This window comes from Niallia sp. FSL W8-0951, from assembly GCF_038006525.1.
In the GTDB taxonomy this organism is placed as follows: Bacteria; Bacillota; Bacilli; order Bacillales; family Cytobacillaceae; genus Niallia; species Niallia circulans.
Genome location: NZ_JBBOVK010000001.1, coordinates 3076591 through 3103069 on the forward strand (window position 1 = coordinate 3076591; position 26479 = coordinate 3103069).

Here is a 26479-nt window from a genome sequence, read left to right on the forward strand (position 1 = left end):
TTCCGCGCAATGGCCAAATTTGATAAACCATCATTAGTGATTTTAAAATTGTTACGTAGGTTAATGTTATCCAGCCTCCCATTAAATATTTCCTATTCGTTCCTTATATAGAACAACTCTTCTTGCTAATTAACAGAAATGCACTTCAAAAAATCATCCCATTTCTATTCTTTTTGCTTCTTTTGAATTAATCTTCTCCACAAAGATATCTGTTTAAAGATCTAGTGAATTACTTCTTGAGAGAAGAAAACCATCATGAAGTCAAAATTTTTTTAAAATTCACTTGAAAAACATTTTAATTCGAATTACCTTATCTAAGAAGGAGGTTACAATATGAATATAACTATTGAAGAAATACCTAAATCAAGGATTGCTTATTTTCGAAATGTTGGGGAGTATGGAGAAAAACAAAATAAAGAATTGATGGAATCCTTTAAAAAGTGGGCAAAATCGAATGGCTTATTTGATAATTCTATTATTCTTGGCATACCTCGAGATAACCCAGAAATCACACCTAAGGAGGAATGCCGTTATGATGTTTGTATTGTGATAGAAAATAATTTTAAAGTAGCAAAACCAGCTCAAGTTGGTGAATTTCCCGGTGGAAAATATGCTGTTTTCTTGCTCGACCATACAAAAGAGGCAGTCAGTGAATTTTGGGGAAATATTATTTCTGAGATAGAAAGACATAATCTATCATTAAGACAACAACCAATTATAGAAAGATATAATTCACAAATGATTGAAAATCATTTGTGTGAAATACTAGTTCCTATACAGTAACCGAGCAGTGGCACAGCGAGGAGAAGGGGTATCTGTTACCTTTTTGCACTTTTTCTTTTGAATTTCAGTCACAGAGAACTCTTCTCTTTTACTTTTTCTCTATTCCTCTTTCTTTTTGGGGCACAGAGAGCTCTCCTCCTTTACCTTTTTTCTCTGTTCTCTTCTTTTGGGGCACAGAGACCTTGCTCGTTTAAATGCTTCACTTGTCTCTCTTTATAATGGTTGCCTTCCCTCTGCTCCCTTTATAGTTTCTACATTGGACTTTCTTCATTCACACTAAATATCATTCATACTACACCACTTTGTATTCCACAATAACTCTGTTTCATTATCAACATAGGAGATCTTTCCTTGCTAGCTTAAATACACTGAAAAAATCGAATACGGTTAATATCTGTTCCATAATACATCCAACGGTTTATTCGCCAACGATATCCTGCAATAGAATGACGCCCAATAAAGGTTGGATAGAACCAAAATCCTTTGCCATTTTCTAACCAAATAAAAGTAAAGCGGTACATACAAGGTCGGATAGAACTAGATTCAACAGTAAAAGTGCTTAGTTGCGACTGATTTAATTGTGGTGTAAAAGATGGCGGTGGTGATATCGGCGGTCCAGAGTCAGTCCCATCTCCAATCTGCGGTGCATCTGGAAATGCTGGAGGTCCTGCTGGAGGAGGCGGTTGTTCTCCACCTGGAAACGGCGGCAAAATCCCACCTCCGATTGGCGGCAAATGAGGAACTGTTCCTCCACCATTCGATGGAGGGGTTATTCTAGATTCTCCACCTATTTGCGAACTAATCATTCTATGATGAGGTAGAAAAGAATGGTGTCCACAATAAGAATAAAACGGCTGAAAATACATTATTATTCCCCTTTCGAGCTTTTATATTACTCTATGTAAATAGCCCATTTGAGGTGCAGTAAACAGTTTTTAAAACAAGTCCTACAGGAATGATAACTAGACGATGATCTTTTCTTTCAGAAGGCAATGAATGAGTAATGGAAAATCATCATTGTAAAAATAGGTAACACAAAAAGAAAATTATAATTATTTCATAACAATGGATAAATAAATCCATTTGCACTTCGAGCCATTTGCCATAGAAGAAACAATATACTTTGCTGCTACATCTGCGGTTAATACTAACGCTTCCAAAATTGGCCAAATCATAACAATCATGCCACCATAAATACCACCTGCTTCAGAGGAACTGAGCCAAGTCTGTTCGTTTCTTACTAGCGAAAGAATCATACAAACCAGCATCTCAGTCATGCCATATGATGTCTACTCGCCAATACTGTTCCTTAAATCCTGATTAAAAACAGGCATCAGTTCTTTTATATCGAATTGACTAATGGAACCCATCATTAACAAAGTATTCAGGGCAATGTTCGAAAATACCTAATTAAGGCAAGCCATGCTGCTACCTCTACCCCAAAATGAATGGCATATTCACCGATAAGGAAAGCTGCTAAAAGAATAAAAAGGTCGAAGCTTCAGCCAAAGAATAATCTTTTTAATGGATAAACAAAAGTTGACATAATACTTCCACATGCACCGATAAAAAGTAAATACAGAAATAGCGACAAGTTTCCCGGGAAATTATCCTAAAACACGGCAATACTGATCGATTAAATCTCCTTCCGACATACGTCTTATCACTAAAACAACTAGAACAATTAAATTACTCCTTGAATAATGGAGAAGAACGTCGAAATCCACTGTCTTCTTTTACCGTGGTAACTTCTCTATTTCTAAAAAAATATTTTTCACTTGACGTTTGTTTAAAAATGGGATGACTGCTTAATGGCTTTTGTGGATAATTATTGTTTTCCTATTTATTTTTTGCCCATTATTATAGGAAAAATAATGAATGGACAATCAATTAGCAAATGGAGAAAGTATGAAGAAAAAGAATTTCAGATGTCTAATATAGTATAAATAACCTATAATTCCCACAAAATATTTGATATAATTTCTTTATAAAGGTGTTATAGGCCTTTTGATACTGGCATTTAGAACTAGCAAGTACTAATCTTAAACTATAATAATCTGACTAATCGACGAAAGGGCAAAATCATTGAAAAGTGATGACGCAAAGCTATAGGGGCTTAGGGGTAACGAAGATCGATTTTTTCTACATGATAGCAAAAGTTATGACATTCATTACGCTTGCCAGCCAGTTACCGAATCCACCTTCGACGATTTAGATGAAGGGAAAAAAGAAAATGAGACAAAAAAATAATGATGAAATACTAATCAAGCGATCAATCGTTGTAAGCGATCAAAACTATTATTTACCGGAAACAGGAAATTTTGGGAAGGGACTATTTTTCGGTATGCTTATTAGTACCCCTTTATGGATTTCCTTTTTTGGATGGCTTCGTATTTTCCTTACTTTTGTTGGTAAATAGACTAGTCAAACAGTAAATATTTTACTTATACTACACAAAAGCATATAATCATTATATGAATAGGCGCGAAAACCATTAGGAAAGGAGCTTTCATAATGGCCGAATCAAAAGAAAAATTAGAAAAAGAACTTGCTGCTGCAGGAAAGCATTATTCCGAGGAAAAATTTTGGTCCAAAATTGCCAAGTTTGGAAAAAAGGCAGGTTCCTCTGTCGTTTATGCGGTGCTTTTGTTGTATTACACTTTACAAAAACCAAATGTACCTAAAAAAGTCAAAGCAACTATTATTGGAGCATTAGGTTATTTTATCCTCCCTCTTGATTTAATCCCTGATTTTCTTGTTGGTATAGGTTATACAGATGATTTAGGGGCACTAGGACTTGCATTATTCCAAGTTGCTATGTATATTGATGAGGATATTAAATCAAAAGCAAGAGTAAAACTCACAGAGTGGTTTGGCAGTAAAGTCGATACAACTGAAATAGATAAAAAAATAAAGTAGAAATTGCTTATAAAAAAAGGGACTAGCAACAGTCCCTTTTTCATTTATTAAAGAAATAAACCTACGATTGTAGCGGTTAATACAGATGCAAGTGTGGCTGCTAATAACATTTTCAGTCCGAATTTTGCAACGATATCTGCTTTTTTGGCATTAATTGCTTGAATCGATCCGGCAATAATTCCAATACTAGAGAAATTTGCAAAAGATACAAGGAAAGTGGACACAATCCCTACTGTTTTGTCTGAAAGATCTCCAAGTAATGGTTGTAATTGCAGCATTGCTACAAATTCGTTTGCAGCTAATTTCGTCCCCATTACAGAACCAGCCGTTACTATTTCACTGCCAGGTATCCCCATTATCCAAGCAATTGGAGCAAATATATAACCCAATATACCGGTAAAACCGATGCCGAAAATACTTGTAAAGAAACCGTCAATTAGAGCCAGTAAACCAACATAAGCAACTAACATCGCGGCAACAATTAAGGCAACACGACCACCATCTAAAGCTCCTGCTGAGATTGCTCCAAAAACAGAATTCGTATTGGAGACATCTTTTATGTTAATTTTCTCATCTTCATCTTTTGAAATTGGTGCAATAAGTGTCGCAATAATTAAAGCAGATAATGCATTTAAAATCATAGCTGCTAATACATATCGGGGAGGAATCATTTCCATGTATGCCCCCATAATAGATGCAGAAACAGATCCCATAGCAGAGGTACATACAATAAATAATTTATTTGCGTTTATCGTATCTAAATGCCCTTTGATCGCAAGAAGTGCTTCCGATTGTCCAAAAAAGATAGAGTTAATGCTGTTAAATGTTACAACCTTTGATAAACCAGTAATCTTAGCCAATGCACCACCAATATATTTAATTGCTAGTGGCAATACTTTGATATGAGTTAACAAAGATAATAAAGTAGAAGTAAAAATAATGATCATAAGAACATTAATGAAAAAAACACTTTCGCCTTCTGGTACTAATCCCCCAGTAACAAAATTTACCCCTTCATACCCATAGTTAAGGACTTTAGAGACACCGTTAGATGTAGCTTCTACTATTTTTAGTCCTACTGTAGTTTTAAACATTATTAGTGCTACAATAAATTCAAGCACAAATAATACGAGAATAGCTCTGAAGTTAATCCTTTTTTTATCATTTGATAGTAAAAAGGCAATAGCTATCGTCACGATGATACCTAATATCCCAACTAAAATCGACATAGAAAATTCCTCCTAAATATGAAGCAGTAACAACCTTCCTCTTCTCATAAAAACTATCTTAATATAGTTAATATAACTTCAGAAAACATTGCTAATACATTAAAAACGATATACAGTTTTAGATATTACCTTATATTTGGGTTAATGTCATCCTTTAATTGAAGAATAAGTTAAATTAATAAAATTTCAACCTTTCTAAATATTATCTAAATATATTTAATTCATATCATTATAAATACTCACCCAGGTAAATAAAACGATAAAAAGCAATTTCAGGAACCATCTCCTAAAATTGCTTTTTCCATTTCTCTATTCTTTTGAAATTTCCAGTGACAAAAATAACTATTTTAAATGGAGTTTACTTTTTCTTTTTTCGCTGCTTCAAATGCTTTATTCACACGATTTAAAAGCACACTATCTGAAAGCAAACGATAGCCTGTTTTTGCAAGGACTTGTGCTCCTTTAACAAGAGCGGCATCTCCAGTTGGTGATTTTGCGGCTTCTCGAAATTCGTTCGTATGGGCAATTAAGTCGTCTGGCCCTATTTTAATATGAGGATGCGCAGTTGGAACTTCATAGCTAATATTTCCAGCGTCTGTTGATCCTTTTCCGCGAGATCTTTCCGTTACAACTGTTTCTCCAACTGCCTCTAATTCTTCTTTTAAGATTCCATCTAAAATTGGGTTTAATACAAAATCCTTCACTTCATTTTGAAATCTTTCCACTTTAACAGTCGCACCAGTGGCAAGCGCAGCTCCTTCAGCGATCGCACGAACTTTTGCTGCAACCTCTTCTGTTTTTTTCCATGTTTCGGCACGTATATAGAATCGTGCTGATGCATATTCTGGTATGATATTCGGTGCATCTCCCCCGTTTGTTATAATCCCATGGATTCTGATATCATCAGGCAGCTGTTGTCTAAGCGCATTGATGCCGACAAACAATTGTATAACTGCATCAAGTGCGTTTATCCCTTTTTCAGGTGATCCGGATGCATGTGCTGCTTTTCCGTAAAAATGAAAATCTAAGGGATCCACAGCAAGTGTTTCACTAGTCAACGAGGTTTGGCCAGAGGGATGAATCATTAAAGCGACATCCACATCCTTTAAATAGCCATGTTTCACAAAGCTTCCTTTTGCACTCCCATTTGGACCTCCCTCTTCTGCAGGTGTGCCAAGAACAACTACTTTCCCACCAGTTTTAGACAGTACTTGAGATAAGGCAATACCAGCTGCAACACTTGTTGTTCCAATAATATTGTGGCCACAAGCATGCCCTAGACCAGGCAAGGCATCATATTCAGCAAGGAAGGCAATGGTTGGACCAGATATCCCACTGTCTTTTACTGCATAAAAAGATGTTTCATGTCCAGCAACAGCAATTTCCACTTTAAATCCCGCGTTTGTTAGAATATCTACATGCCTTTTACTTGCAAAAAATTCTTGATTGCCAATCTCAGGATTTGCATGAATTAATTGACTCGTTTCAATATAAAGATCCTTATTTGTTTGAATGGATTCATTAATTAAATCAAGACCAGATAACGTATTACTCATTTTCTCTCCCCCTTATAGTCCTTTAAATTGTTTTGCCAGCTCATCTTTTGCAATATTTACTACAATCGAACCACCATTTGTATCTGCTTCTACCGCTTTTACAACTTCTTCTTCATGATAAAGTTCAACAATTTTCTGATAGGTTTCATTATTCGCATCCTCTGTACGAGCCGCAAAGATATTTACATATGGTAATACGTTTTTATCCTCTGCATCTTCTAGATAAATGGGATCTTTAACAGGATCAAAGCCTGCTTGACCAGCGACACCATTATTGATAACAGATGCTGCAACATCTGGTAAGACTCTTGGTGTTTGTTGAGCTACAATTGGCAAGATATCAAGTTTCTTTGGGTTTTCTACAATCTTAGATGGATCTCCAAATAATCCAAAGTCATCAGCTAAGGTAATTAATCCTGCAGATTCAAGTAATTTTAAAGCGCGCGCTTGATTAGATGGATCGTCTGGAATAGCAATTTTGTCACCCTCTTTTATTTCACTTACATCTTTCACTTTTTCTGAATAGATTCCCATAGGAGCAATCACTGTTGTTCCGATGGGCGTTAAATCCGTTTTGTTTTCTTCATTAAACTGACTTAGAAAAGCAATATGCTGGAAGGAGTTAATATCAATATCTCCATTCTCTAAAGCTTGGTTTGGCAAAGTATAGTCTGAAAACTCGACTAGCTCGATTTCAATTCCTTCTGCTTTCGCCTTTTTCTTCAAAGTCGGCCAGACTTCTCCATCGGATCCTGTTACCCCTATTTTCACCTTCACTGTTTTATCTTTACCTGATGCACTGTCTGACCCGCAGGCAGCTAGTGCCCAAATAGTTGTTAATAATAGTAAAATAGCAAAATATTTTTTCATCTCTCAATCTCCTTAATTAGTAATTTTTGTTATTTTTTAACTTATAAAGCGGTAAATATCCCATCGTTAAAGTTTTGTCTTAACGTCTCATTATTTTTCGTGATAATGTATTTCCAATCCATTGAGCAATTTGTACAAGTATAATCAGTATAATGACGGTAACAAGCATAACACTGCCGTCAAAACGCTGGTAGCCATATGTCATCGCCACATGTCCCAGTCCGCCTCCGCCAACGGTACCAGCCATCGCAGAAAAATCAATTAAGCTGATCGTTACAAAGGTTAATCCTAGAATCAGTGGTCCTAATGCTTCGGGAATTAATACAGTAAAAATGATTTGCAAAGGGCTTGCTCCCATCGCTTTAGCAGCTTCAATAACTCCTGGATCAATACTGACTAAATTATTTTCTACTACTCTCGCAATTCCGAATGAGGCTGCAATAGTCATTGGAAATATCGCTGCCCAAGTCCCAATCGTTGTGCCCACAACTGCTCTTGTTAACGGGCTGATTGCTACTAAGAAAATAATAAATGGAATAGGGCGGATAATATTTATTAGAATATTGAGCAAACGGAAAACTAATTTATTTTCCAAAATATTTCCCTTCCTTGTCACAAAGAGAAGTAATCCAATCGTAATGCCTAAAATAGATCCTAAAATAAGAGTGGTAATAACCATTAATATGGTTTCTCCGGTAGATTCCACAATGCGCGGCCAAAAAGTACTCCAATCAACCTTCATTAAACAAGCACCTCCTCAACTGTTACTAATGCTTCTAATTCATGCAGAACCGCTTTAATATTTTCCTTGCTGCCTTCAAAGGATACTAGAAGATTCCCATAAAACTTCTCTTGCAATTCACGAACAGATCCATAAACAATATTTACATCGACATTAAATTTTCTTGTGACCTTTGAAAGAACTGGATCACTTGCAATTTCCCCTTTAAAAATTACTCTATATAACTTGTCGCCGCCCTTATTCCTCCATTCAGCCAATAAGGAAGCAGATGGACGATCCTGCTGTACAGACTGAATAAAGCGTTGTGTAGTCGAGTGTTGGGGATTTGTGAAAACTTCAAAGACAGATCCATTCTCTATTACTTCGCCATTTTCCATCACAGCCACTCGGTCACATATTTCTTGAATAACATGCATCTCATGTGTAATTAATAAAATCGTAATGCCTAAATCCTTATTTACTTTTTTTAATAAACGCAGTATTTCACCTGTTGTATCTGGATCAAGCGCAGAAGTTGCTTCATCACAAATCAATATATCCGGAGAAGTAGCAAGAGCACGTGCAATCCCAACCCGCTGCTTCTGTCCTCCTGACAATTGTTCAGGATAGTCGTCTGCTTTATCGGATAAACCGACAAAGTGCAAGAGCTCTGCCACTCTTTCTTTTATTTCCTTTTTCGATACACCAGCTAGCTTTAATGGATAGGCTATGTTGCCGGCTACCGTTCGAGATGTAAAGAGATTAAAGTTTTGAAAAATCATGCCGATTCTTCGGCGAAGCTTGCGAATCTCTTTTGGTGATAGGGAGGCTACATCTACTCCTTGTACTTGGATATTTCCGTTTGTTGGTGTTTCTAATAAATTCACAAGTCGTAATAAAGTACTTTTTCCAGCTCCACTGAAACCAATAATCCCAAAAATCTCTCCTTGTGCAATGGAGATAGAAACATCCTTTACTGCGTTTACTTCGCGACTGCCAAGCTTAAAGGTCTTGGCTACCTTTTCAAATTCAATCATTTGCCCTTCCACTCCTATACTAGGTTAAAAACATACGTATCTTGTCAAGAAGAAGCAGACTTTTAGTGAATGCAAAAAGGCCCTGCTTCTTCTTTCCAGAAAGAAAAAGCAGGGCCTTTATAAGACAAAGAAACTACTTTTTCTCATCTTTCAAATGCACAATTGGCATTTGCAGGAATTGGCACGGTGTTTAATATAAATCCGCTGCCGAGACTTCTTCGGGCCTGTCCCTCCGTCTCTCTGGATAAGAAAAATGTTTTATTTAATTTTTGTAAGATTTGATAACAACTATAAAACTAGATAAATAAATTGTCAACTATGTTTTTGCATTTTTTTATTTACAAATATGCTTCGCTATAAAAATAAATTATTCTTATAAAACATCCACTTGATAATCGTTTTTATATATAGGATAAGAAACTATTCTTATTACCCATATAATTTCTTTAACTTCGACTTCAATCAATACTCCATCTATTCCTATAACCATTAACAAAAAAATATTCTGATATAACAAATAAATATAATTAAACTTATCGGAATAATTTTTATAAAAAAGCGTAATTTCTCGATTTATGCTTATTATTGGATTACTTTTGCTTTTTTGTTTAAACAAAATAAGACTTCCCGTTTTCTGCGGAAAGTCTTATTTATCTGTTTTTTAGCATCGCAAATTTAGGCTGCTGTCTTTTCTTCCATTTGTACTGTTTTGGCACGTGATCCGGGAATTATGTTAAATAAAATATTTAAGATAATTGCAGTTAGCCCACCTGCAACAATACCGCTTTGGAAGAGGATGCGGATGCTTTCTGGAAATTTCATAAAGATATCTGGAACAACGGTTACACCAAGCCCCATTCCAATCGAGCAAGCAAGAATGAGTAAGTTTCCTTGGTGATTAAAATCCACCTGTCCTAGCATTTTAATACCATAGGACACAACCATACCAAACATTGCAAGCGAAGCGCCCCCAAGTACAGCTGTTGGAATCAATGTTGTAATGGCTGCAATCTTAGGAATAAAGCCTAAAATAACTAAAATTGTTCCTGCTGCATAAATGACATTCTTTGTTTTTACACCTGTTAATTGAACTAAACCAACATTTTGTGAATAAGCTGTGTAAGGGAAGGAGTTGAAAATCCCGCCAATTACAGAAGCTATCCCTTCTGCTCGATATCCGTTTGCTAAATCTTTTTCTGAAACCTTTTTATTAGTTATATCTCCTAATGCTAAATAGACACCTGTTGATTCAATTAAACTCACAATGGCAACAAGAGTCATCGTGATATTGGAAGTGAGATCAAAGGTTGGCATTCCAAAATAAAATGGAGTGATTCCATGTATCCAATCAGCTTCACCCACTTTAGCAAAATCAACCATTCCCATCATTGCAGCAATTAGCGTTCCGATAATAATTCCAATCAGAATAGAAATTGTCTTGATAAACCCGGTTGTAAATTTATTTAGCAATATAATGATAGTAAGTACACCAAAAGCAAGTACGACGTTTTTAATATTACCGAAGTCTGCACTTCCCTGCCCTCCTGCCATATCATTAAATGCTACAGGAATTAAAGTAAGACCAATAATAGTAACGACAGAACCAGTTACGACTGGAGGAAAAAATTTCACAAGCTTGCTAAAGATTGAAGAGATAAGAACAACAATAATACCAGAAACAATAATTGCACCATAAATGGCCGTTATTCCATGCTGACTTCCTATTGCAATCATTGGACCAACTGCAGTGAATGTACAGCCAAGCATAACAGGGAGACCAATTCCAAAAAATTTATTTTTCCAAACCTGCAGCAACGTAGCAACACCACATGTTAGTAGATCAATCGATATAAGATAGGTTAACTGTTCAGGTGTTAATTTTAATGCTCCTCCAATTAATAAAGGTACAAGCACAGCACCAGCATACATTGCTAGTACATGCTGCAGACCTACAGACCATGTTTTTACTGACATTTTTTCCATTTTAATATCCTCCTGCATAAATGCCATCATGTATTCGCTGTTCGGCAAATGTTACTTTTCCACCCTTTAAAGAGGCAATTCTTGCTAGAGATTCTACTCGATAGCCTTTTGCGATTAAATCATCTGCCCCTTGCTGGAATGACTTTTCGATTAATATCCCAATTCCACTAACAGTTGCACCAGCCTGCTCGACAATATTTGCTAAGCCTAGAGCAGCCTGTCCATTAGCTAAAAAGTCATCAATTACAAGAACATGATCATCTGAATGCATATACTTTTTGGAAACTGTAATTTCATTTGACTCTTGTTTTGTAAATGAATAAACTGTTGCTGTATATAAATCGCTTGTTAAAGTAAGGGATTTTCTTTTTCTTGCAAAAATAACCGGAACATCTAATGCTAGACCTGCCATTATAGCTGGTGCGATACCAGATGACTCTATTGTTAAGATTCTTGTAATCCCAGCATCTTTAAACAATCTAGCAAACTCCAAGCCAATTTCCTTCATCAGCTGAGGGTCCATTTGGTGATTAATGAATGAATCTACTTTTAAAACATGATCACTTAACACAATACCTTCTTCTTCAATTTTCTTCTTCAATAACTCCATTAACTAGACTCTCTCCTTTTTTGAAGGATAGCTAATAACAATAAATGCTCGAACTATCCTTACATAATACAAAAAAACACAGCTGCTTACTCTATGAGTAAGCGGCTGTGTTTTTAAAGCAAAAATAGACTGCCCTATTTATGTATAGATCAGTATATATGCATTTTATACGCTTACCCGTAGTCAGATGATTAACGGTCATCTGGTAGAAACTTGCAGGCCATATTCCTGCTATTATACGAGTGTATATATCGATTGATTATTTGACAACATAATGGATTATAACGGATTTTCTCGGAAATGAAAACTAAATTTTTTTAAAAGGAGAAAGTTTCCAGCTTAGCGATTGAATAGTTAATGGATAAAAACCTCTAAAAAAGACTAATTCTATAGCTTATTAGAATAGTCATTTATCTTTTTAGCCATCTTTAAAACTTCTTCCATAAAGATGGCTGTATGTTCAATGGAATCTGCTTGTTTTTCCCGATAGCTGCAATTTTTCCCATCGATTCGGCTTTAAGGTTTTTTTTGGCTGAATTGTCTCTCTCAACGGTTCATCAGGCTGTAAGGACTGATTTGTTTTGATATGTAAATTGATAATCTCTCCAGGAAAAAATAAACGATAAATTTTTCTTTATCACAAATCGCTATCGAAAAGTCTGCCTGGTATTGCCGCTTTAATAATTGGCACAATGGATATAAAATCTTCTAAGGATTCTACTTGTTTAATCGTTGTTGCTGCACTCCAATCTGTCAAAATCACTTTACTATAAAGCACACATCTTCCATATATTAACAATTTTTTAATTTTCGCTTCTACATTCCCCATTGTTAGGAATTAAAATGATATAATGACCGTAGTCCGCTTCTTGTTATTCACAAAAAGAAGCGAATAAAAACCTAATTATGATGTGGTGATTGTCCTGTTTAAAATACTTTTAATTGAAGATGATCAAACTTTGTTCCGGGCAATAAAGGAACGTTTAGAGCAATGGTCTTACGAAGCGATTGGGATTCATGATTTTAATAAAGTGATGCAAGAGTTTACAGAAAAGAAACCCGATTTAGTTATTATCGATATTCAGCTTCCTAAATATGATGGGTTTCATTGGTGTCGAATGATTAGAAGCCACTCCAATGTACCAATTATTTTCCTATCTTCTCGTGATCATCCAACCGACATGGTGATGTCGATGCAGCTAGGAGCCGATGACTTTGTACAAAAGCCATTTCACTTTGAAGTCTTAATTGCAAAAATACAGGCAACCTTGCGGAGGGTTTATAATTACAACATCGAGCAATCTTCTCTGAAAACTTGGTGTGGTGCCACCATTGATTTTGAGAAAAATACAGTGACCTCCGTCAATGGGGAAATCGAGCTATCGAAAAATGAAATGTTCATTTTAAAAATATTATTAGACAAAAAAAATAAAATCGTATCAAGAGATGATCTTATCAATGAACTATGGAACGATAAACGCTTTGTTAGTGACAACACGCTAACAGTAAACGTAAATCGTTTGCGAAAAAAACTAGATGAACTTTCTCTCGGAAGCAATATAGAAACAAAAGTTGGACAAGGCTACATGGCTATTGAAGAGGATACATTATGATCAGACAATTTCTAATAGAAAAAAGAAGCTGGATTCTCTTTATTCTTTTTTTACAGCTGTTTCAATTATTTATGGCCATTATTGATGAGACAATTTCTTTTTATTCAATGATATATGTTAGCTTTATTAGCATCTTATTGTTTCTGATTTTCTGCTTTATCCGCTATCAAAAAGAGACTAAGTTTTATAAAAGCCTTTCTGCTCGAGAAGATGATTTAGACCTAACATCCTTAGCGCCAGCAAAAACACCTTTTGAAAAAATAATCGCGGATAGCTTTACAACCCAAACTAGCATGTTAAAGACAGAAAGATATCAAAATCTTCGGCAGCTTGAACTAGAGAAGGATGAACTGCTTTCTTGGATTCATGAAGTAAAAACGCCATTAACAGCATTACGTTTACTAATAGATGCTATTGAAAATCAGAAAATGAAGACTTCCTTGACATTTGAATGGTTAAGAATTCACCATCTCTTAGACCAACAGCTGTACCAAAAACGTTTTTCATTTATTCAAAATGATCTCTACATAGAAAATGTTGATCTCGAAGTGGTTCTTTTCGAAGAAATAAAAACATTACAGTCATGGTGCATCCAAAAAGGAATCGGTTTTGATATTGAACTGCAGAAAAAGATGATATTAACAGATGGAAAATGGCTTTCGTTTATTATTAGGCAGCTATTGAGTAATGCCGTTAAATATAGTAATGAATCAGATATTATCATAAGAAGCTATGACAATGACGGATATAGCTGTTTAGAAATAACCGATAATGGAATAGGAATAAGCCCGCAAGACTTACCAAGGATCTTTGAAAAAGGCTTTACTTCCACCTCCAAGCATCAAAATAATTTTGCTACAGGAATGGGGTTATATTTATCCAAGAAAATTGCAGATGTACTCAAAATCAATATTGCTGTCCATTCCAAATTAAATAGAGGTACCACCTTCATCCTTACTTTTCCGAAGAACAATGAATTTAATCAAATTCATAACTAAACATGTTGACTTCGAGGCATCGTGACAATAATGTCACATGCTTCTTTTATTTGTTCGTCAAATCGAGGGATTGGAGGAAATTCTTTTTGTATACTTAATCTATCATTTAAAGGAGTGTGGAGTATGGATATCTTAATTGCTTCAAAGGTCCATAAAAGTTATGGCAATAAAACAAATCGTCAAGAAGTGCTGAAGGGCGTAAATTTAAACGTCCAAAAAGGCGAATTTGTCAGTATTATGGGGGCCTCTGGTTCAGGGAAAACAACCTTGTTGAACGTACTTTCTTCTATCGATCAAGCCAGTGGAGGAACTATTCGAATCGTAGAGAAGGAAATTACCCGTCTTAAAGAAAAGCAGTTAGCAGAATTCCGAAAAAATCACTTAGGATTTATCTTTCAAGATTATAATTTACTCGATACTTTAACCGTTAAAGAAAATATTCTTTTACCATTATCGATTACAAAAACACCAAAAAAAGAGGCGCATCAGCGTTTTGATACTTTAGCGAAAGAATTAGGTATTTACGAAATAAAAGATAAGTATCCAAATGAAATATCAGGTGGTCAAAAGCAAAGAACATCTGCAGCCAGAGCTTTCATTCATGAACCAAGTATTATATTTGCAGATGAACCAACCGGGGCTCTTGATTCTAAGTCTGCCTCTGATTTATTAAATAAATTGGGTCATCTAAACCAAACAAGAAGCGCAACCATCCTTATGGTAACCCATGACCCAGTCGCTGCAAGCTATTGTAATCGAGTTGTATTTATTAAAGATGGGCAAATTTATACACAGCTTTATAAAGGAGACCAGGATAGACAGCGCTTTTTCCAAGATATTATCAAAACACAGGGAATTTTGGGTGGTGTGCAAAATGACCTTAAGTAATCTTGTAATTCGTAATCTCAAAAAAAATATAAAATACTATTATCTTTATATTTTTGCCTTAGTATTCAGCGTGTCCCTTTATTTTTCCTTTGTAACCTTACAATATGACCCATCGATGGACGTGGTAGAAAATTCAGTCAAAGGCGGCGCTGCTATTAAAGCGGCCTCTGTTCTTTTAATAGCAATTGTTGCGATTTTTCTACTCTATGCCAATACGATTTTTATCAAGCGCCGCGGAAAAGAAATTGGACTTTTCCAATTGATTGGGATGACCAAAAGCAAAATTTTCCGTTTGTTAACACTGGAAAATTTTATTTTATATTTTCTATCTATTGTAATCGGTATTTTTATTGGCGTTTCTTTTTCTAAGATAACCATCATGATTCTATTCAAAGTAACCGGGGTCCAAGCTATTGCGAAACTTCACTTTTCGCCAGAGGCTCTCGTCCAAACAGTCATTGTTTTTTGCGCCATATATGTTCTCATTATGTTAATGAACTATATTTTCATTAAGCGCCAAACGATTCTTTCCTTATTCCGTGTTGCGTCTTCAACAGAAGCACGAGTTAAGAAAATGTCTGTATGGGAAATGATTATCGGTGTTACAGGAATTATTTTTATCATAAGCGGCTACTACATCTCGTCCCAGCTTTTTAATGGCGACTTTCAATCCATGAATGAATTGTTTTTCGCTATGATTTCTATTCTCGCTCTAGTCATAATCGGGACATATCTCTTTTATAAAGGATCTGTCAGCTTTTTGTTTAACCTTATTCGTAAAGGGAAAAATGGCTACATTAATATTAATCAAGTACTTTCCCTGTCTAGTATTATGTTTCGGATGAAATCAAATGCTATTTTATTAACAATTATAACAACCGTTTCTGCGCTCGCATTAGGCTTTCTTTGTTTAAGCTATATTTCTTACTACTCTGCAGAAAAAAATGCAAAACAAAATGTTCCAGCCGATTTCGCCTTTGATAATGTCCAAGATGCAGAAGCTTTTACGAGCCGACTGGAAGAACAAAAAATTGCTTATAAGGAAGAAAAAATTCCTGTTATTCAGACCATCTTTGATATAAAGGGAGTCCTCGATAATATTCCAGATGGATTCACACAAGATACCAGCGAGATGCAGATGCCTGTTATTAGTGAAGACTATGTAGAAGGTGTTCATCTATCTAAAGAGGAAGTACTTTTTGATGGATATAGTTCTACCTTAGAAAAGTTTATCAAATTAAAATCTACGGGCTCAATTACCATGGAGTTAAACGGTCAGTCCGTCCCATTAAATTATTTAGGAATGAAGGAAATGAACATTCTTCCTTATAACTTTTCTAACGGCGGACTAATGACCGTAATCGTCGACTCTTCTGTCTTTGATTTAGTACAAAAGAATATGGATAAAAGCCTTCAGTCTCCTTCTTCTCTTTATATTGGGATTAATATTAATAAGAATCAAGAAATTGTAGAAGCTGATAAAATTTATCAAAAACTAACTTTTGAAAGTCAGGAAACTTTATCACGTTATGAGACAAGCCAGTCTCAAAAAGAATTTATGGGATTAGCGATGTTTATTGTCGGTTTTCTTGGGCTCACTTTCCTTATCACATCAGGGTGTATTCTTTACTTTAAACAGATGGATGAAGGAGAAGAAGAAAAGTATAACTATACCATTCTTCGTAAGCTAGGCTATACACAGAATGATTTAATAAACGGCATTAAATCAAAACAACTATTTAACTTTGGGATTCCGTTACTTATTGGCCTGCTTCATAGTTATTTCGCTGTCAAATCTGGCTGGTTCTTCTTTGGATCGGAATTATGGGCACCAATGTTCATTGTAATGGGGCTATATGCATTGCTGTATTCCATCTTTGGAATTCTCTCCGTTATTTATTATAAGAAAATCATTAGCGAGGCATTGTAAAGGTGCATCACCACTTATCAGTCAAATAAAAAAGGGAATCAGACAAACAATAGCCTGATTCCCTTTTTTTAGTTTGCTTCTTGGTTCCAGCCAAAAAGTTCATCATCTCGCTGTTCGGATTCTAAAATGGCATGATGAAAGGCTTTAAAATCAATTGGCTGATCTTTTTTCTCCGTAATCGCCTTAATATATTCACCAATCTTCACCTTATTCTCCGGTGAAACTTGCCCAAATGGAATTTCTGCCGATCTGCCATAGTAAACATCAGCTGTTTTAGTCGCTAACTTTACTTTCTTGCTATTAATTAAATAACGGGAATTAGGAATCGTATAAACAGTCTCCCAATCACTTTCTGTTTCCAACTGAATTTTTGAGAGATGTTCTCCTGCAACTGAAATTAGGATTACATCAGGCTGTAAGTATTCAATAAGATCATGCCATAATTTCACGCCTTCTGCTTGAAGGTCTTTCTTTGCTTCTTTGCTTAAACTATCCCAGGTAGGATTAGTTGCAAGCGGTGAGCAAATATCTGTATGCAATGCCGTATTTTCTTTGTTACCATAAAAGCTTGCATTCATTCCATTCAATAACGGTTCAAAAGAAGGCTCATACCATGCTTTATATGGGTCTTTTTCAAAATACTGGTCAAGTGCAGTAATGTACTGTTGATTGAATTGATAGTGATGGTCTCGTTTCATCGATTGAAACCTTTGGAAAGGGTCAGGGTCAGGGAAATCACGTCTAGACGGATTTAGACCTACAGTAATGATGCGGATAGGGGATTCAAAATATTTCTTACTATTACCAAAATACATAATTGGCATCGAGGGCTTTACAATATATGTCCTCTCTTTCTTACTTTCATACATTTCCCAATACTTTTTAATTAGTTCGGTTTGTACTGCCTGTTGAATAACAATAAAAATCATCCTTTCAATTTAGTAAAAAATAATAGCAAGTCCACTAAAAAGGGACTTCCTTCCTCTCTATTATATATTATCCTTAGGCTATTGGTAAAGAATACGTCATCTTTTATAAAAAATCTTTTTAAAGGATTCCGTAACAAAATATAACTATTAGAAAGGGAAGAGAAAACACTTTCTAATAGTTATATTCTTCTTCTCTTGAGATTTTAATTACTTACTGCCTACCTTGGATAATCGCTTAAATACCTGCTCCTTTTTCTTGAAAATCCTTTCCATAACCATTGCTACTAAATTTTCTTTCGTCATTAAAACTTTGCTTCCATTTTTTTGACTACTTTCTAATGGATAGTATCTCTCCCATCGTTCCACCATTTCCTCTAAGCTACATCCGCTTACTGGTTTCACTGGTGGTTGGAGCTGAATATCTGCTAGCTTCTGATCTAACGGAACAGTGGAGGGTGTTACTGTGTTTATATATATATGCTCTAATTGATTCTTATTAAGAAAATCAATAAAGTGGTCAAAATTCCTACCTTGTACTTTAACAGGAGACTGAAAATCGCTTTTCTCTATTATTTCTAATAAACTAGTCTTACCCGTTATTTTATTTGCCATTAGATTGGTTAATTGATGGTATTCTGCTAATTCTCTCATTCGGGCATCCTTCGGAATAATTAAACTAGGTGTGCCCGCAATGGTAGCTGCAATATTTCCATGGAGACGGGCACCAAAGCTTAAATCAGCATCTTTCATAAACTCTAACCATGTGGGTACATTTAAAAAGAATCGAACTCTATTATTCATATATACAGGGTCTGACATTTTTATTGGATATTTTTTGCTTATTTCTGCAATGGAAGGTGCTCCTAAATACGTTAATTTCAATTCTTTTAACCATTGAGGAATAAAATAGTGATTCGGATATTCGGCCATACCTCTAGCGATGAAGTCTAATACTTTCTTTTGGGAACGACGGGAGGAGTTAACGCAGATTTTTGACTCCTTCGTTACGCGCGTATTCCGTATAGATAATTCTCTACCAAACGTATACATCGATGGACAGCCAATTACTACATGATCTATTCCTTCACGAAATCCTAAACGAGTTAAATATTTTGCCGTAATTTCTCCTCGAACTCCAATAATAGAAGATTTTTTTAATACGGCCTTAACAAAATTCTTTACATCTTTATCAAAGGGAAATCCTTCGTTTAACTTTGGTTCAAAGGGAGCCCTTAAGCCAACGCCAATGACGACAACGGGAATTTTCAATTTATTAATCAGCTTCGTATATCTTCGTAAAGATGGAATAAATTCATTTCGAAAGGCATCTGCTAAGGGGATGATATAGCAATCATAATTCTCGTTTATTTCATCTGCTCTATCTGGGCCATATGTATAATAATCTGGTGTAATAATTGTATCTTTAGTCATCAATGTCCGAAATACACTGTATTGATAGATTAGATTTCCGATATTCCCACCAAATGTATTGTCCATTATCATTTTTGCTGCATCAAAAGGTTCTAAAGGTGACATACCTGCTCTTATTAATATTTTTTTCATCATGCTTCTTCCCTATCATGTTTTTTTCAACACTTTTTCTTGATTTAACCTTAGTCTTCATGAAATCAGCTTTTTTCATATTTTTGACAGGATGAATAGCTTTTAAACCTAATACTTATACATAATCCACTGCTGCTAGAATGTAAAAAAGCACCTTCAGAGCTTGGTGCTTTTTTACATTTTTATATAAGCAAGCGATTCAGGGAAGATTAGCCTTATTCCTTGCCCCTTTTTTATAAGAGAAAAGTGCATGCTTCCTTTCATTCTCCATTAATTAAATACGTTTGCTGCTTTTAAGACTAGTTTGACAGATTTTCGATTTAATTGCCCCTCTAGCTTTTTAATTTTCTTTTTCAACTCCACGATTTGTGGAGCTTCTCCTGAATGGAAATTATGCCATCTTGCAACTGCTTCTTCTATACTGCATACACTTATTGGCACTTCTATTGGCTTTAATTGTACATCCGCCAATCTTTCTTCTAATGGTATTCGTTCAGGATGATTTGTGTCTTTATAAATATGATCTATTTTATTTTTATTTAAGAAATCAATATAATGATCGAAATTTTCACCTTGTCGCTTTGCAGGCTGTTGGAAGTCTACCTGCTCAATCAAATCCGATAATCTTGTTTTCTCATTAATTTCCTTGGCCATTACATATGTAAGTTGATGGTATTCTGCCAATTCTCTCATCCGAGCATCTTTTGGAATAATAATGCTCGGTGTTCCAGAGATTGTTGCTGTTATGTTTCCATGTAATCTTGCTCCGAAGCTCAAATCTGCTTGGCTTATAAAATCAAACCAAGTTGGAGCATTCAGAGGGAAACGAACTCTATTATTCTTATAGGCTTGATCAGAAATTTTCACCGGATAGTTTGTGCTGTCTTTTGCTATTGCAGGCGCACCTAAATACACTAATTTCAATTCTTTAAGCCACTGTGGAATAAAATAATAATTCGGAAACTCTTCCATCCCTCTTGTAATGAAATCAAGGACATTTTTTGGAGAGATTCGTGAGGAATTCACACAGACCATCGACTCTTTCGTTATAGTTGTTTCTCGAATGTTCAATTCTCGACCAAAGGTATACATGGAAGGACAGCCAATAACTGTATGGTCTACTCCTTCTTTAAACCCTAATCCAGTTAAATATTTTGATGTAATTTCACCACGTAACCCAATGATTGTTGACTTTTCTAAAACAGCCTTAATGAATGCTTTTACATCCTCATCGAATGGAAAACCTTCATTTAATTTTGGCTCAAAAGGAGCACGCAGTCCTACTCCAATGACATAGACTGGAATCTTTAATCTTTTGATTAACTCTGTGTATTTTCGTAAAGTCGGTACAAATTCCTTTCGAAATGCATCTGCCAAGGGAATGACATAACAATCATACTCTTCATTGATTTCATCTGCTCTTGATGGATCATAATCATAGTAATCTGGCGTAATGTTTGTATCCTCCGTCATTAATGTACGGTAAACACTATATTGGTAAATTAGGTTTCCAACATTTCCTCCAATCGAATTGTTGTTTAGTATGTATGATGCATCAAAAATATCAAGTGGTGACATCCCTGATCTAATCAATATATTCTTCATTTTCCTAACCCTTTCTGTAACCACAAATTAAAAAATATGGAATTTAATTATGAGCCTATATAAAAATTCTATATTTCTGATTCAACTGAAAGCCCTGTTTTACTCCAAAAATTTGTATTGCCACATCTTACAATGACTACTAACCTATTCAAGTTAAATATCTAATATCATCATTGGCAGTTTTTTAAATTCTATACAGCAGTAACATTAATAAATGATTAATAATAATGAATCATTATCAAAATACTAGGTTCTTTTGTTAAAAATCAAAAGAAATAATACTAACCGATTATTTCTTACCCTTTCCTATGCCTAACAAAACTTTACAATATAGTCCAAACAAAAAAGAATCTGATTAGAAAAGAAACATTTTTTTACTTAAGGTTAAAGTAGTTGCTCTTCCCTGCAGTTGAAATATATCTTTTCTTCATTAGATTCTTTAGTCAAAACGGATCTTTATATTAAATCAGCGAACTCTCTTGCAATTCTTTCTATAGCTTCTTTTATAATCGGTCTTGGGGAAGGAATACAAATTCGTTGATGATTAATTCCTTCTTCTCCAAACATACTGCCATCTTCTAGTAAAACATTGGCTCTATGATAAATACGCTCATGTACTTCTTCTGGTGTTATTCCATATCCGCTGAAGTCCATCCACATGATATAGGTTCCTTCTGGTATTGTCACTTTCACTTTTGGCATATGTTCATCGATGTAGGCTTTTACCCATTCCATGGTTCCGTCAATATATTCCTTCAATTCCTCCAGCCATTCTTCTCCTTCCTTATAAACGGCAATAAGCGCAGAAATTGTAAAAGGAGATGCCAATTGGTGACCCATTTCCTTATTAAACGCATTGCGCAGCTTCACATTTGGAATGATTAAATTAGTGCAGTGAAGTCCTGCCACATTAAAAGTTTTATTAATTGCCGTACATGTAATCAAATGATCCTGATTATCTGCAACCATCGCAATTGGAGTAAATTTCTGTGTACGTCTAATTAAATCACCATGAATTTCATCTGCAATAATTAACACATTATGTTTTACACAAATCTCATTTAAACGACTTAGTTCTTCTACTGTAAAAATGCGACCAGTTGGATTATGGGGGTTACAAAGAATAAACAGCTTCGTTGATTCTTCCTTTGCTTTCTCTTCAAAATCAGCAAAATCGATGGTATAATACCCTTCTTCGTCTTGAAGTAATGCATTATTCCGAACCACTCTGCCATTTCCTTCAATTGCCGAAGTAAACGGCGGATAAACTGGGCGTTGAATAATTACACCATCGCCAGCTTCTGTAAAAGCACGCACTGCCATATTAATTGCATGAACTGTTCCTGGACTATAGACAATAGATTCTCTATCTATCTCCCAATTATGTCTTTTTTTAAACCAATGCTGAATTGCTTCATAGTACTCATCAGGAAAAATAGAATAGCCATATATGCGATTATCAACCGTTTTATGTAATGCATCTACTAATGCTTGTGGTACAGGTAAATCCATATCTGCTGTAAATAAGGGGATTGTCTCTTCATCATATCGCTCTGTAAGTCCCATCTCCTTAATAATTTTTCCACCGTCCCATTTAATCGAATAAGTATTTCGTCGATTTACCACTTCATCAAAGTTATTAATCACTACATATCCACCATCCTTTTGCTATTTTGAAGTCATTATAACATGGAGCGTTAGAAAAAAACTCGACTGGAATCTTTAACATCTACAGTTTTCCCTTTTCAGTCAAACTTACTTCCTTTATCTAAATAAACCCCCACTATTTTTGCGGAGGTTTACATCTGCTTTTATTATCCTTGAGAAACTGTACCAAGTAATGTATCTTGTGTAGCTGCCGGAAAGACGATGATTGCCTTTGTTCCTTTGTTTAATTCGCTTTGGAAGCTCAAACTGCCATTATGACTTTCAATGATTTTGAAACAGGTCATTAAACCAAGACCAGTCCCTTTTTCCTTCGTTGTAAAAAATGGTTCACCTAATGTTCCTAATCTCTCGTCCGGAATACCTACTCCCTGATCCATAATTTCTATCGAAATATTACCATCCTGGAGAGACGTACCCTTAATAGAAATATATCCACCCTGTGGCATAGCTTCTATAGCATTTTGCAGCAAGTTAATAAATACTTGTTTTAGGCGCTTTTCCTCACATAAAATCATTGGAATATCCCATTCATATACTTCTTTAATCTGAATATTATGTAAGCTTAATTGAGTATGTATTAATGTAATAACGTCTTTAATAATATTACGAATATCTTTAACTAAAAAAACATCCGCCGTAGGTTTAGCGAGAAAAAGCAGCTCGCCAACAATGCCATTAATTCTTTCGATTTCTGACAATACAATTTCAAAGTATCTATTTTTAGGATTTTCTGCCTTCGCTAGCTGAATAAATCCTTTAATCGAGGTTAATGGATTTCTAATCTCATGAGCAATTCCTGCAGACATCTCTCCTAAAATCGCTAATTTTTCTGACTTTTGGAGCAAATGCATCGTTTTCTCTTTGCTAGCTGTAATATCTTTTCCAATCGATAATATCACATCTTCCCCATTTAACATTATCGCTAAACAGGACGCCTCATAGAAAAAATCATTTCCAGCCACACGTTTCATTTTGTATTCAATAGGAGAGAGCGGTTTCTTTTTCTCTAAGGCAATATTCAGACGCATTTTCCACCGTTCCATATAATCTGCTGTGACAAACTCTCCAAATGATCGATTAATTAACTCTTGACCGCTAGATGCTCCCATCATTTTAACAGCAGCATGATTGACATAGACTAACTTGTTTTCTCTTAAGGATTGAATAAATATGGATTCTGGTAAGGAATCCATTAGGAGTCGATAGCTTTCTTCACTATCCTTTGCCTTCTTCTCATAGTATTTGGACAGATCATACCTCCAGCCAACAATCCATGCTAAGATCGTAAACAGGAAAAAATCAATATTGAAAAAAGGTTCATGCTTTATAACAAATTGATAAGTAGTAAATAATATAGAGATCGTTACTAACGTAATTTGTCCCCATGTTTTTATTTGCCTATTACGATTCCAAAGCAGCATAGACATTGCCCCTTCAAAGTATAATTTCTATATACGTTCGTCTTAATGAACATCTTTTATCCTATCTTACCATTTTTTAACTAGAAGCGCATTTGCTAATAATAGAATAATTGATTGCTTGTTTTATTATTTTCCATCGTCCAGTATAATCTAATGAAAGGAAACATTAAAGGGGAGGGACACAATGGGAGACTTTTTTAAAATTACCGCAGAGATTGTTAATATTCTTCATGATATTATTATGGATGCTGCTGCCATTCTGGGTTGGCAAGCTTCAGACAAAGATTTACATTTATGGATTATCGGCCTTATTGGGATTATTTCATTCTTTATTGTTCAATTTATTTTTAAACGGTTAGCTGCTTGGAGCATCAAGAGCATTTCTTTTATATATACGTTTACACTCATCCTTGTATTGGTATTTGCAATTGAAATCCAGCAAGGAATTACGGGACGGGGAAATATGGAGTTTGCAGATGCAGTGGCCGGAATTAATGGATTCCTCCTATTTTTCGGAATATATTTAGTTATTACCTTATTGTTTAAAGGAATTAAAAAAATCCTTCGCAAAAAAAACAATCATGTGGACACGAATAATCATTCAAACGAAAATACCAATCTTCCATCTCGCCAATCACGTTATCATAAATAATAGTCTTCATAACTCGTTGGTTACATTTTTGAAGATAAAGGAAGGATACCTATGAATCGCTTGATTGCTTTTAGTAAGAAACATTCTAAAATTAATTATTCTGTTTTACTTGCTATTATTTTTGGCGGGTTCCTCATTTTCGGATTATCAGAGAACGTTAAGGGACCCGCTATCCCTATCATTCAAGCAGATTTTCTTTTAAGTGAGTCACAAATAGGATTTTTGCTTGCTATCAATTCACTTGGCTATTTAATTGCTTGTACCTTTACTGCCGCTTTAGCCAATAAAATTGGCATTAAATGGACTGGTATTGTTGCTTTCGCAGCAATGGCTCTTTCAGGTATTTGTCTTTATTTTTCCGAAAAATATTTCACCCTTTCTTCCTCTTATTTCCTTTTATATATTGGAAATGGAATGCTTGAAATCGGACTGGGGATAATGGCAGCGCGAATTTTCACAAAAAATACTGGATTTATGATGAATCTCGCTCATTTTTTCTATGGATTAAGCTCAATGTTTGCGCCGATTATCGCCTCTTGGATGATGAAATGGACAATAGCTGGCGAGGAACTAAGCTGGCGAGGAATGTACTTCATTGTGCTGCTTTTAGCCCTTCTCCCTATCATCCCTTCTATCTTCGGCAAATTTCCTGAAGAGGAAACTAGTGATGATGAATCAGTGTCATATCGATTTTTACTTCGCGATCCAGCTGCATGGCTTATTGTCATGATACTTTCCTTTGGGGTGGTATCTGAATTGGCTGTCGGAGGCTGGTTAGTAAACTTTTTAATTAAAGCGTATTCATGGAATGTGGAAACAGCTTCAGGTATGTTATCTATGTTTTTTCTATTTTTTATGCTTTCAAGGTTATTCCTTGGCCCACTAACAGATAAAATCGGCTATACACTATCCATCATGATCTTCGCTGCCTTTTCCGGCATTTGCAGTTTTGCTGGCATTATCATTGGCGAAAAAGGTGCGATTCTTTTTGCTATCGCTGGAATAGGAATTGCCCCCATTTACCCAACTGTAATGGCATTACTTGCCAAAAGGTATCCGAAGGGAACGGGTACAGCCATTACCTTTACTGTTACTCTAATGGGAATTGCAAGTGTGTTCGGAAACCTGCTAATTGGAGTCATAATTGATGGGATAAATCGTTTGTTTTATACAAGTAATGGTGTTATTGGACAGCAGGCAGGCTATGGGTTTATCGCATTTTTATCTTTATTATGCTCCATTTGCTGCATCATTTTATATTATTATTTACGTAAAAAGCAGGAAATTATTTAATCCTTAGATAAATAGATTTTATCGATATTGTTGTCAAGATAAGCAGTAAAAAAAGGATGCAGCATCCAATATAAAAGAGCGCATTGGGATAATACTTCCATTGGTAGAAGTAATAAATAGATATTCCTATTAACACTATAAGAAATAATTCAAAAAGAAATGCAGTAATCATAAAAACAAAATAAGGATAAATAATTCCTTTATGATTGAC

General features: G+C 35.1%; 25 protein-coding genes and 3 riboswitches. Of the genes, 9 read left to right on the top strand and 16 right to left on the bottom strand.

What is annotated here, in order from left to right; all coding sequences use genetic code 11:
- Window positions 1-333: 333 nt before the first annotated feature.
- Window positions 334-783, top strand: coding sequence for an AraC family transcriptional regulator (locus tag NSS71_RS15260; protein WP_061798035.1), 450 nt, complete (start codon window positions 334-336; stop codon window positions 781-783).
- A 359-nt stretch (window positions 784-1142) separates the two neighbouring features.
- On the opposite strand, the gene NSS71_RS15265 is transcribed toward NSS71_RS15260, so the two are convergent.
- Together NSS71_RS15265 and NSS71_RS15270 are read right to left on the bottom strand one after the other, a co-directional pair.
- Window positions 1143-1649 carry a hypothetical protein gene (locus NSS71_RS15265; RefSeq protein ID WP_053215750.1) on the bottom strand — a complete coding sequence of 169 codons (507 nt, stop codon included), beginning with the start codon at window positions 1647-1649 and terminating at the stop codon, window positions 1143-1145.
- Window positions 1650-1835: 186 nt separating this feature from the next.
- The gene (locus NSS71_RS15270; protein ID WP_156485404.1) at window positions 1836-2060 is read right to left on the bottom strand and encodes a hypothetical protein; all 225 of its coding nucleotides are present in this window, start codon (window positions 2058-2060) and stop codon (window positions 1836-1838) included.
- Between the two features lie 788 nt (window positions 2061-2848).
- Window positions 2849-2950: riboswitch (cyclic di-GMP riboswitch) on the top strand.
- 66 nt (window positions 2951-3016) lie between these two features.
- Between NSS71_RS15270 and NSS71_RS15275 the strand changes: the two genes are divergently transcribed.
- Both NSS71_RS15275 and NSS71_RS15280 read left to right on the top strand, forming a co-directional pair.
- Window positions 3017-3202, top strand: coding sequence for a hypothetical protein (locus NSS71_RS15275; RefSeq protein ID WP_047943638.1), 186 nt, complete (start codon window positions 3017-3019; stop codon window positions 3200-3202).
- A gap of 95 nt (window positions 3203-3297) precedes the next feature.
- Complete coding sequence (locus NSS71_RS15280; protein ID WP_061798045.1) at window positions 3298-3702, top strand: YkvA family protein; 405 nt, start codon at window positions 3298-3300, stop codon at window positions 3700-3702.
- Between the two features lie 47 nt (window positions 3703-3749).
- Here the strand turns inward: NSS71_RS15280 and NSS71_RS15285 are convergent, their stop codons facing one another.
- From NSS71_RS15285 to NSS71_RS15325, 9 genes are all read right to left on the bottom strand, one after another.
- On the bottom strand, window positions 3750-4931 hold the full coding sequence (locus tag NSS71_RS15285) for a NupC/NupG family nucleoside CNT transporter (protein WP_061798048.1): 1182 nt from the start codon (window positions 4929-4931) through the stop codon (window positions 3750-3752).
- A gap of 347 nt (window positions 4932-5278) precedes the next feature.
- The gene (locus NSS71_RS15290) at window positions 5279-6487 is read right to left on the bottom strand and encodes a M20 family metallopeptidase (RefSeq protein WP_047943635.1); all 1209 of its coding nucleotides are present in this window, start codon (window positions 6485-6487) and stop codon (window positions 5279-5281) included.
- A gap of 12 nt (window positions 6488-6499) precedes the next feature.
- Window positions 6500-7357: a MetQ/NlpA family ABC transporter substrate-binding protein gene (locus tag NSS71_RS15295; protein WP_061798054.1), complete on the bottom strand. Its 858-nt coding sequence runs from the start codon at window positions 7355-7357 to the stop codon at window positions 6500-6502.
- A gap of 79 nt (window positions 7358-7436) precedes the next feature.
- Window positions 7437-8099, bottom strand: coding sequence for a methionine ABC transporter permease (locus tag NSS71_RS15300; protein ID WP_047943633.1), 663 nt, complete (start codon window positions 8097-8099; stop codon window positions 7437-7439).
- Complete coding sequence (locus NSS71_RS15305; protein WP_341151799.1) at window positions 8099-9115, bottom strand: methionine ABC transporter ATP-binding protein; 1017 nt, start codon at window positions 9113-9115, stop codon at window positions 8099-8101. Before NSS71_RS15305 ends, NSS71_RS15300 begins: the two co-directional genes overlap by 1 nt.
- A 140-nt stretch (window positions 9116-9255) precedes the next feature.
- Window positions 9256-9366: riboswitch (SAM riboswitch) on the bottom strand.
- Between the two features lie 122 nt (window positions 9367-9488).
- Window positions 9489-9731, bottom strand: a complete 243-nt coding sequence (locus NSS71_RS15310) for a hypothetical protein (RefSeq protein ID WP_341151800.1) — start codon at window positions 9729-9731, stop codon at window positions 9489-9491.
- 59 nt (window positions 9732-9790) lie between these two features.
- Window positions 9791-11098, bottom strand: a complete 1308-nt coding sequence (locus NSS71_RS15315) for a nucleobase:cation symporter-2 family protein (protein ID WP_341151801.1) — start codon at window positions 11096-11098, stop codon at window positions 9791-9793.
- Between the two features lies 1 nt (window position 11099).
- Entirely contained in the window at window positions 11100-11708 is a 609-nt protein-coding gene (locus NSS71_RS15320; protein WP_047943630.1) for a xanthine phosphoribosyltransferase, read from the bottom strand.
- 160 nt (window positions 11709-11868) lie between these two features.
- A riboswitch (purine riboswitch) is annotated at window positions 11869-11970 on the bottom strand.
- Window positions 11971-12345: 375 nt separating this feature from the next.
- On the bottom strand, window positions 12346-12486 hold the full coding sequence (locus NSS71_RS15325; protein WP_341151802.1) for a hypothetical protein: 141 nt from the start codon (window positions 12484-12486) through the stop codon (window positions 12346-12348).
- A 145-nt stretch (window positions 12487-12631) separates the two neighbouring features.
- Between NSS71_RS15325 and NSS71_RS15330 the strand changes: the two genes are divergently transcribed.
- The 4 genes from NSS71_RS15330 to NSS71_RS15345 all read left to right on the top strand — a co-directional run bounded on the left by NSS71_RS15330 (window position 12632) and on the right by NSS71_RS15345 (window position 17137).
- On the top strand, window positions 12632-13321 hold the full coding sequence (locus NSS71_RS15330) for a response regulator transcription factor (RefSeq protein ID WP_095320764.1): 690 nt from the start codon (window positions 12632-12634) through the stop codon (window positions 13319-13321).
- Window positions 13318-14319: a sensor histidine kinase gene (locus tag NSS71_RS15335; RefSeq protein WP_341151803.1), complete on the top strand. Its 1002-nt coding sequence runs from the start codon at window positions 13318-13320 to the stop codon at window positions 14317-14319. Before NSS71_RS15330 ends, NSS71_RS15335 begins: the two co-directional genes overlap by 4 nt.
- A gap of 123 nt (window positions 14320-14442) precedes the next feature.
- Entirely contained in the window at window positions 14443-15207 is a 765-nt protein-coding gene (locus NSS71_RS15340; RefSeq protein ID WP_341151804.1) for an ABC transporter ATP-binding protein, read from the top strand.
- Window positions 15194-17137 carry an ABC transporter permease gene (locus tag NSS71_RS15345; protein ID WP_061798070.1) on the top strand — a complete coding sequence of 648 codons (1944 nt, stop codon included), beginning with the start codon at window positions 15194-15196 and terminating at the stop codon, window positions 17135-17137. Before NSS71_RS15340 ends, NSS71_RS15345 begins: the two co-directional genes overlap by 14 nt.
- 68 nt (window positions 17138-17205) lie before the next feature.
- Here the strand turns inward: NSS71_RS15345 and NSS71_RS15350 are convergent, their stop codons facing one another.
- The 5 genes from NSS71_RS15350 to NSS71_RS15370 all read right to left on the bottom strand — a co-directional run bounded on the left by NSS71_RS15350 (window position 17206) and on the right by NSS71_RS15370 (window position 24323).
- Entirely contained in the window at window positions 17206-18066 is an 861-nt protein-coding gene (locus NSS71_RS15350; protein ID WP_144579418.1) for a hypothetical protein, read from the bottom strand.
- 207 nt (window positions 18067-18273) lie between these two features.
- The gene (locus NSS71_RS15355) at window positions 18274-19629 is read right to left on the bottom strand and encodes a polysaccharide pyruvyl transferase family protein (protein WP_061798072.1); all 1356 of its coding nucleotides are present in this window, start codon (window positions 19627-19629) and stop codon (window positions 18274-18276) included.
- Between the two features lie 270 nt (window positions 19630-19899).
- Window positions 19900-21234, bottom strand: coding sequence for a polysaccharide pyruvyl transferase family protein (locus tag NSS71_RS15360; protein ID WP_251688203.1), 1335 nt, complete (start codon window positions 21232-21234; stop codon window positions 19900-19902).
- 456 nt (window positions 21235-21690) lie between these two features.
- A complete protein-coding gene (locus NSS71_RS15365) occupies window positions 21691-22881 on the bottom strand; it encodes a MalY/PatB family protein (protein ID WP_095258414.1) in 1191 nt (396 codons plus the stop codon).
- 167 nt (window positions 22882-23048) lie between these two features.
- Window positions 23049-24323, bottom strand: coding sequence for an ATP-binding protein (locus NSS71_RS15370; protein WP_061798076.1), 1275 nt, complete (start codon window positions 24321-24323; stop codon window positions 23049-23051).
- A 184-nt stretch (window positions 24324-24507) separates the two neighbouring features.
- Between NSS71_RS15370 and NSS71_RS15375 the strand changes: the two genes are divergently transcribed.
- Window positions 24508-24975, top strand: a complete 468-nt coding sequence (locus NSS71_RS15375; protein ID WP_047943620.1) for a hypothetical protein — start codon at window positions 24508-24510, stop codon at window positions 24973-24975.
- Between the two features lie 51 nt (window positions 24976-25026).
- On the top strand, window positions 25027-26268 hold the full coding sequence (locus NSS71_RS15380; RefSeq protein ID WP_047943619.1) for an MFS transporter: 1242 nt from the start codon (window positions 25027-25029) through the stop codon (window positions 26266-26268).
- Window positions 26269-26479: the final 211 nt, after the last annotated feature.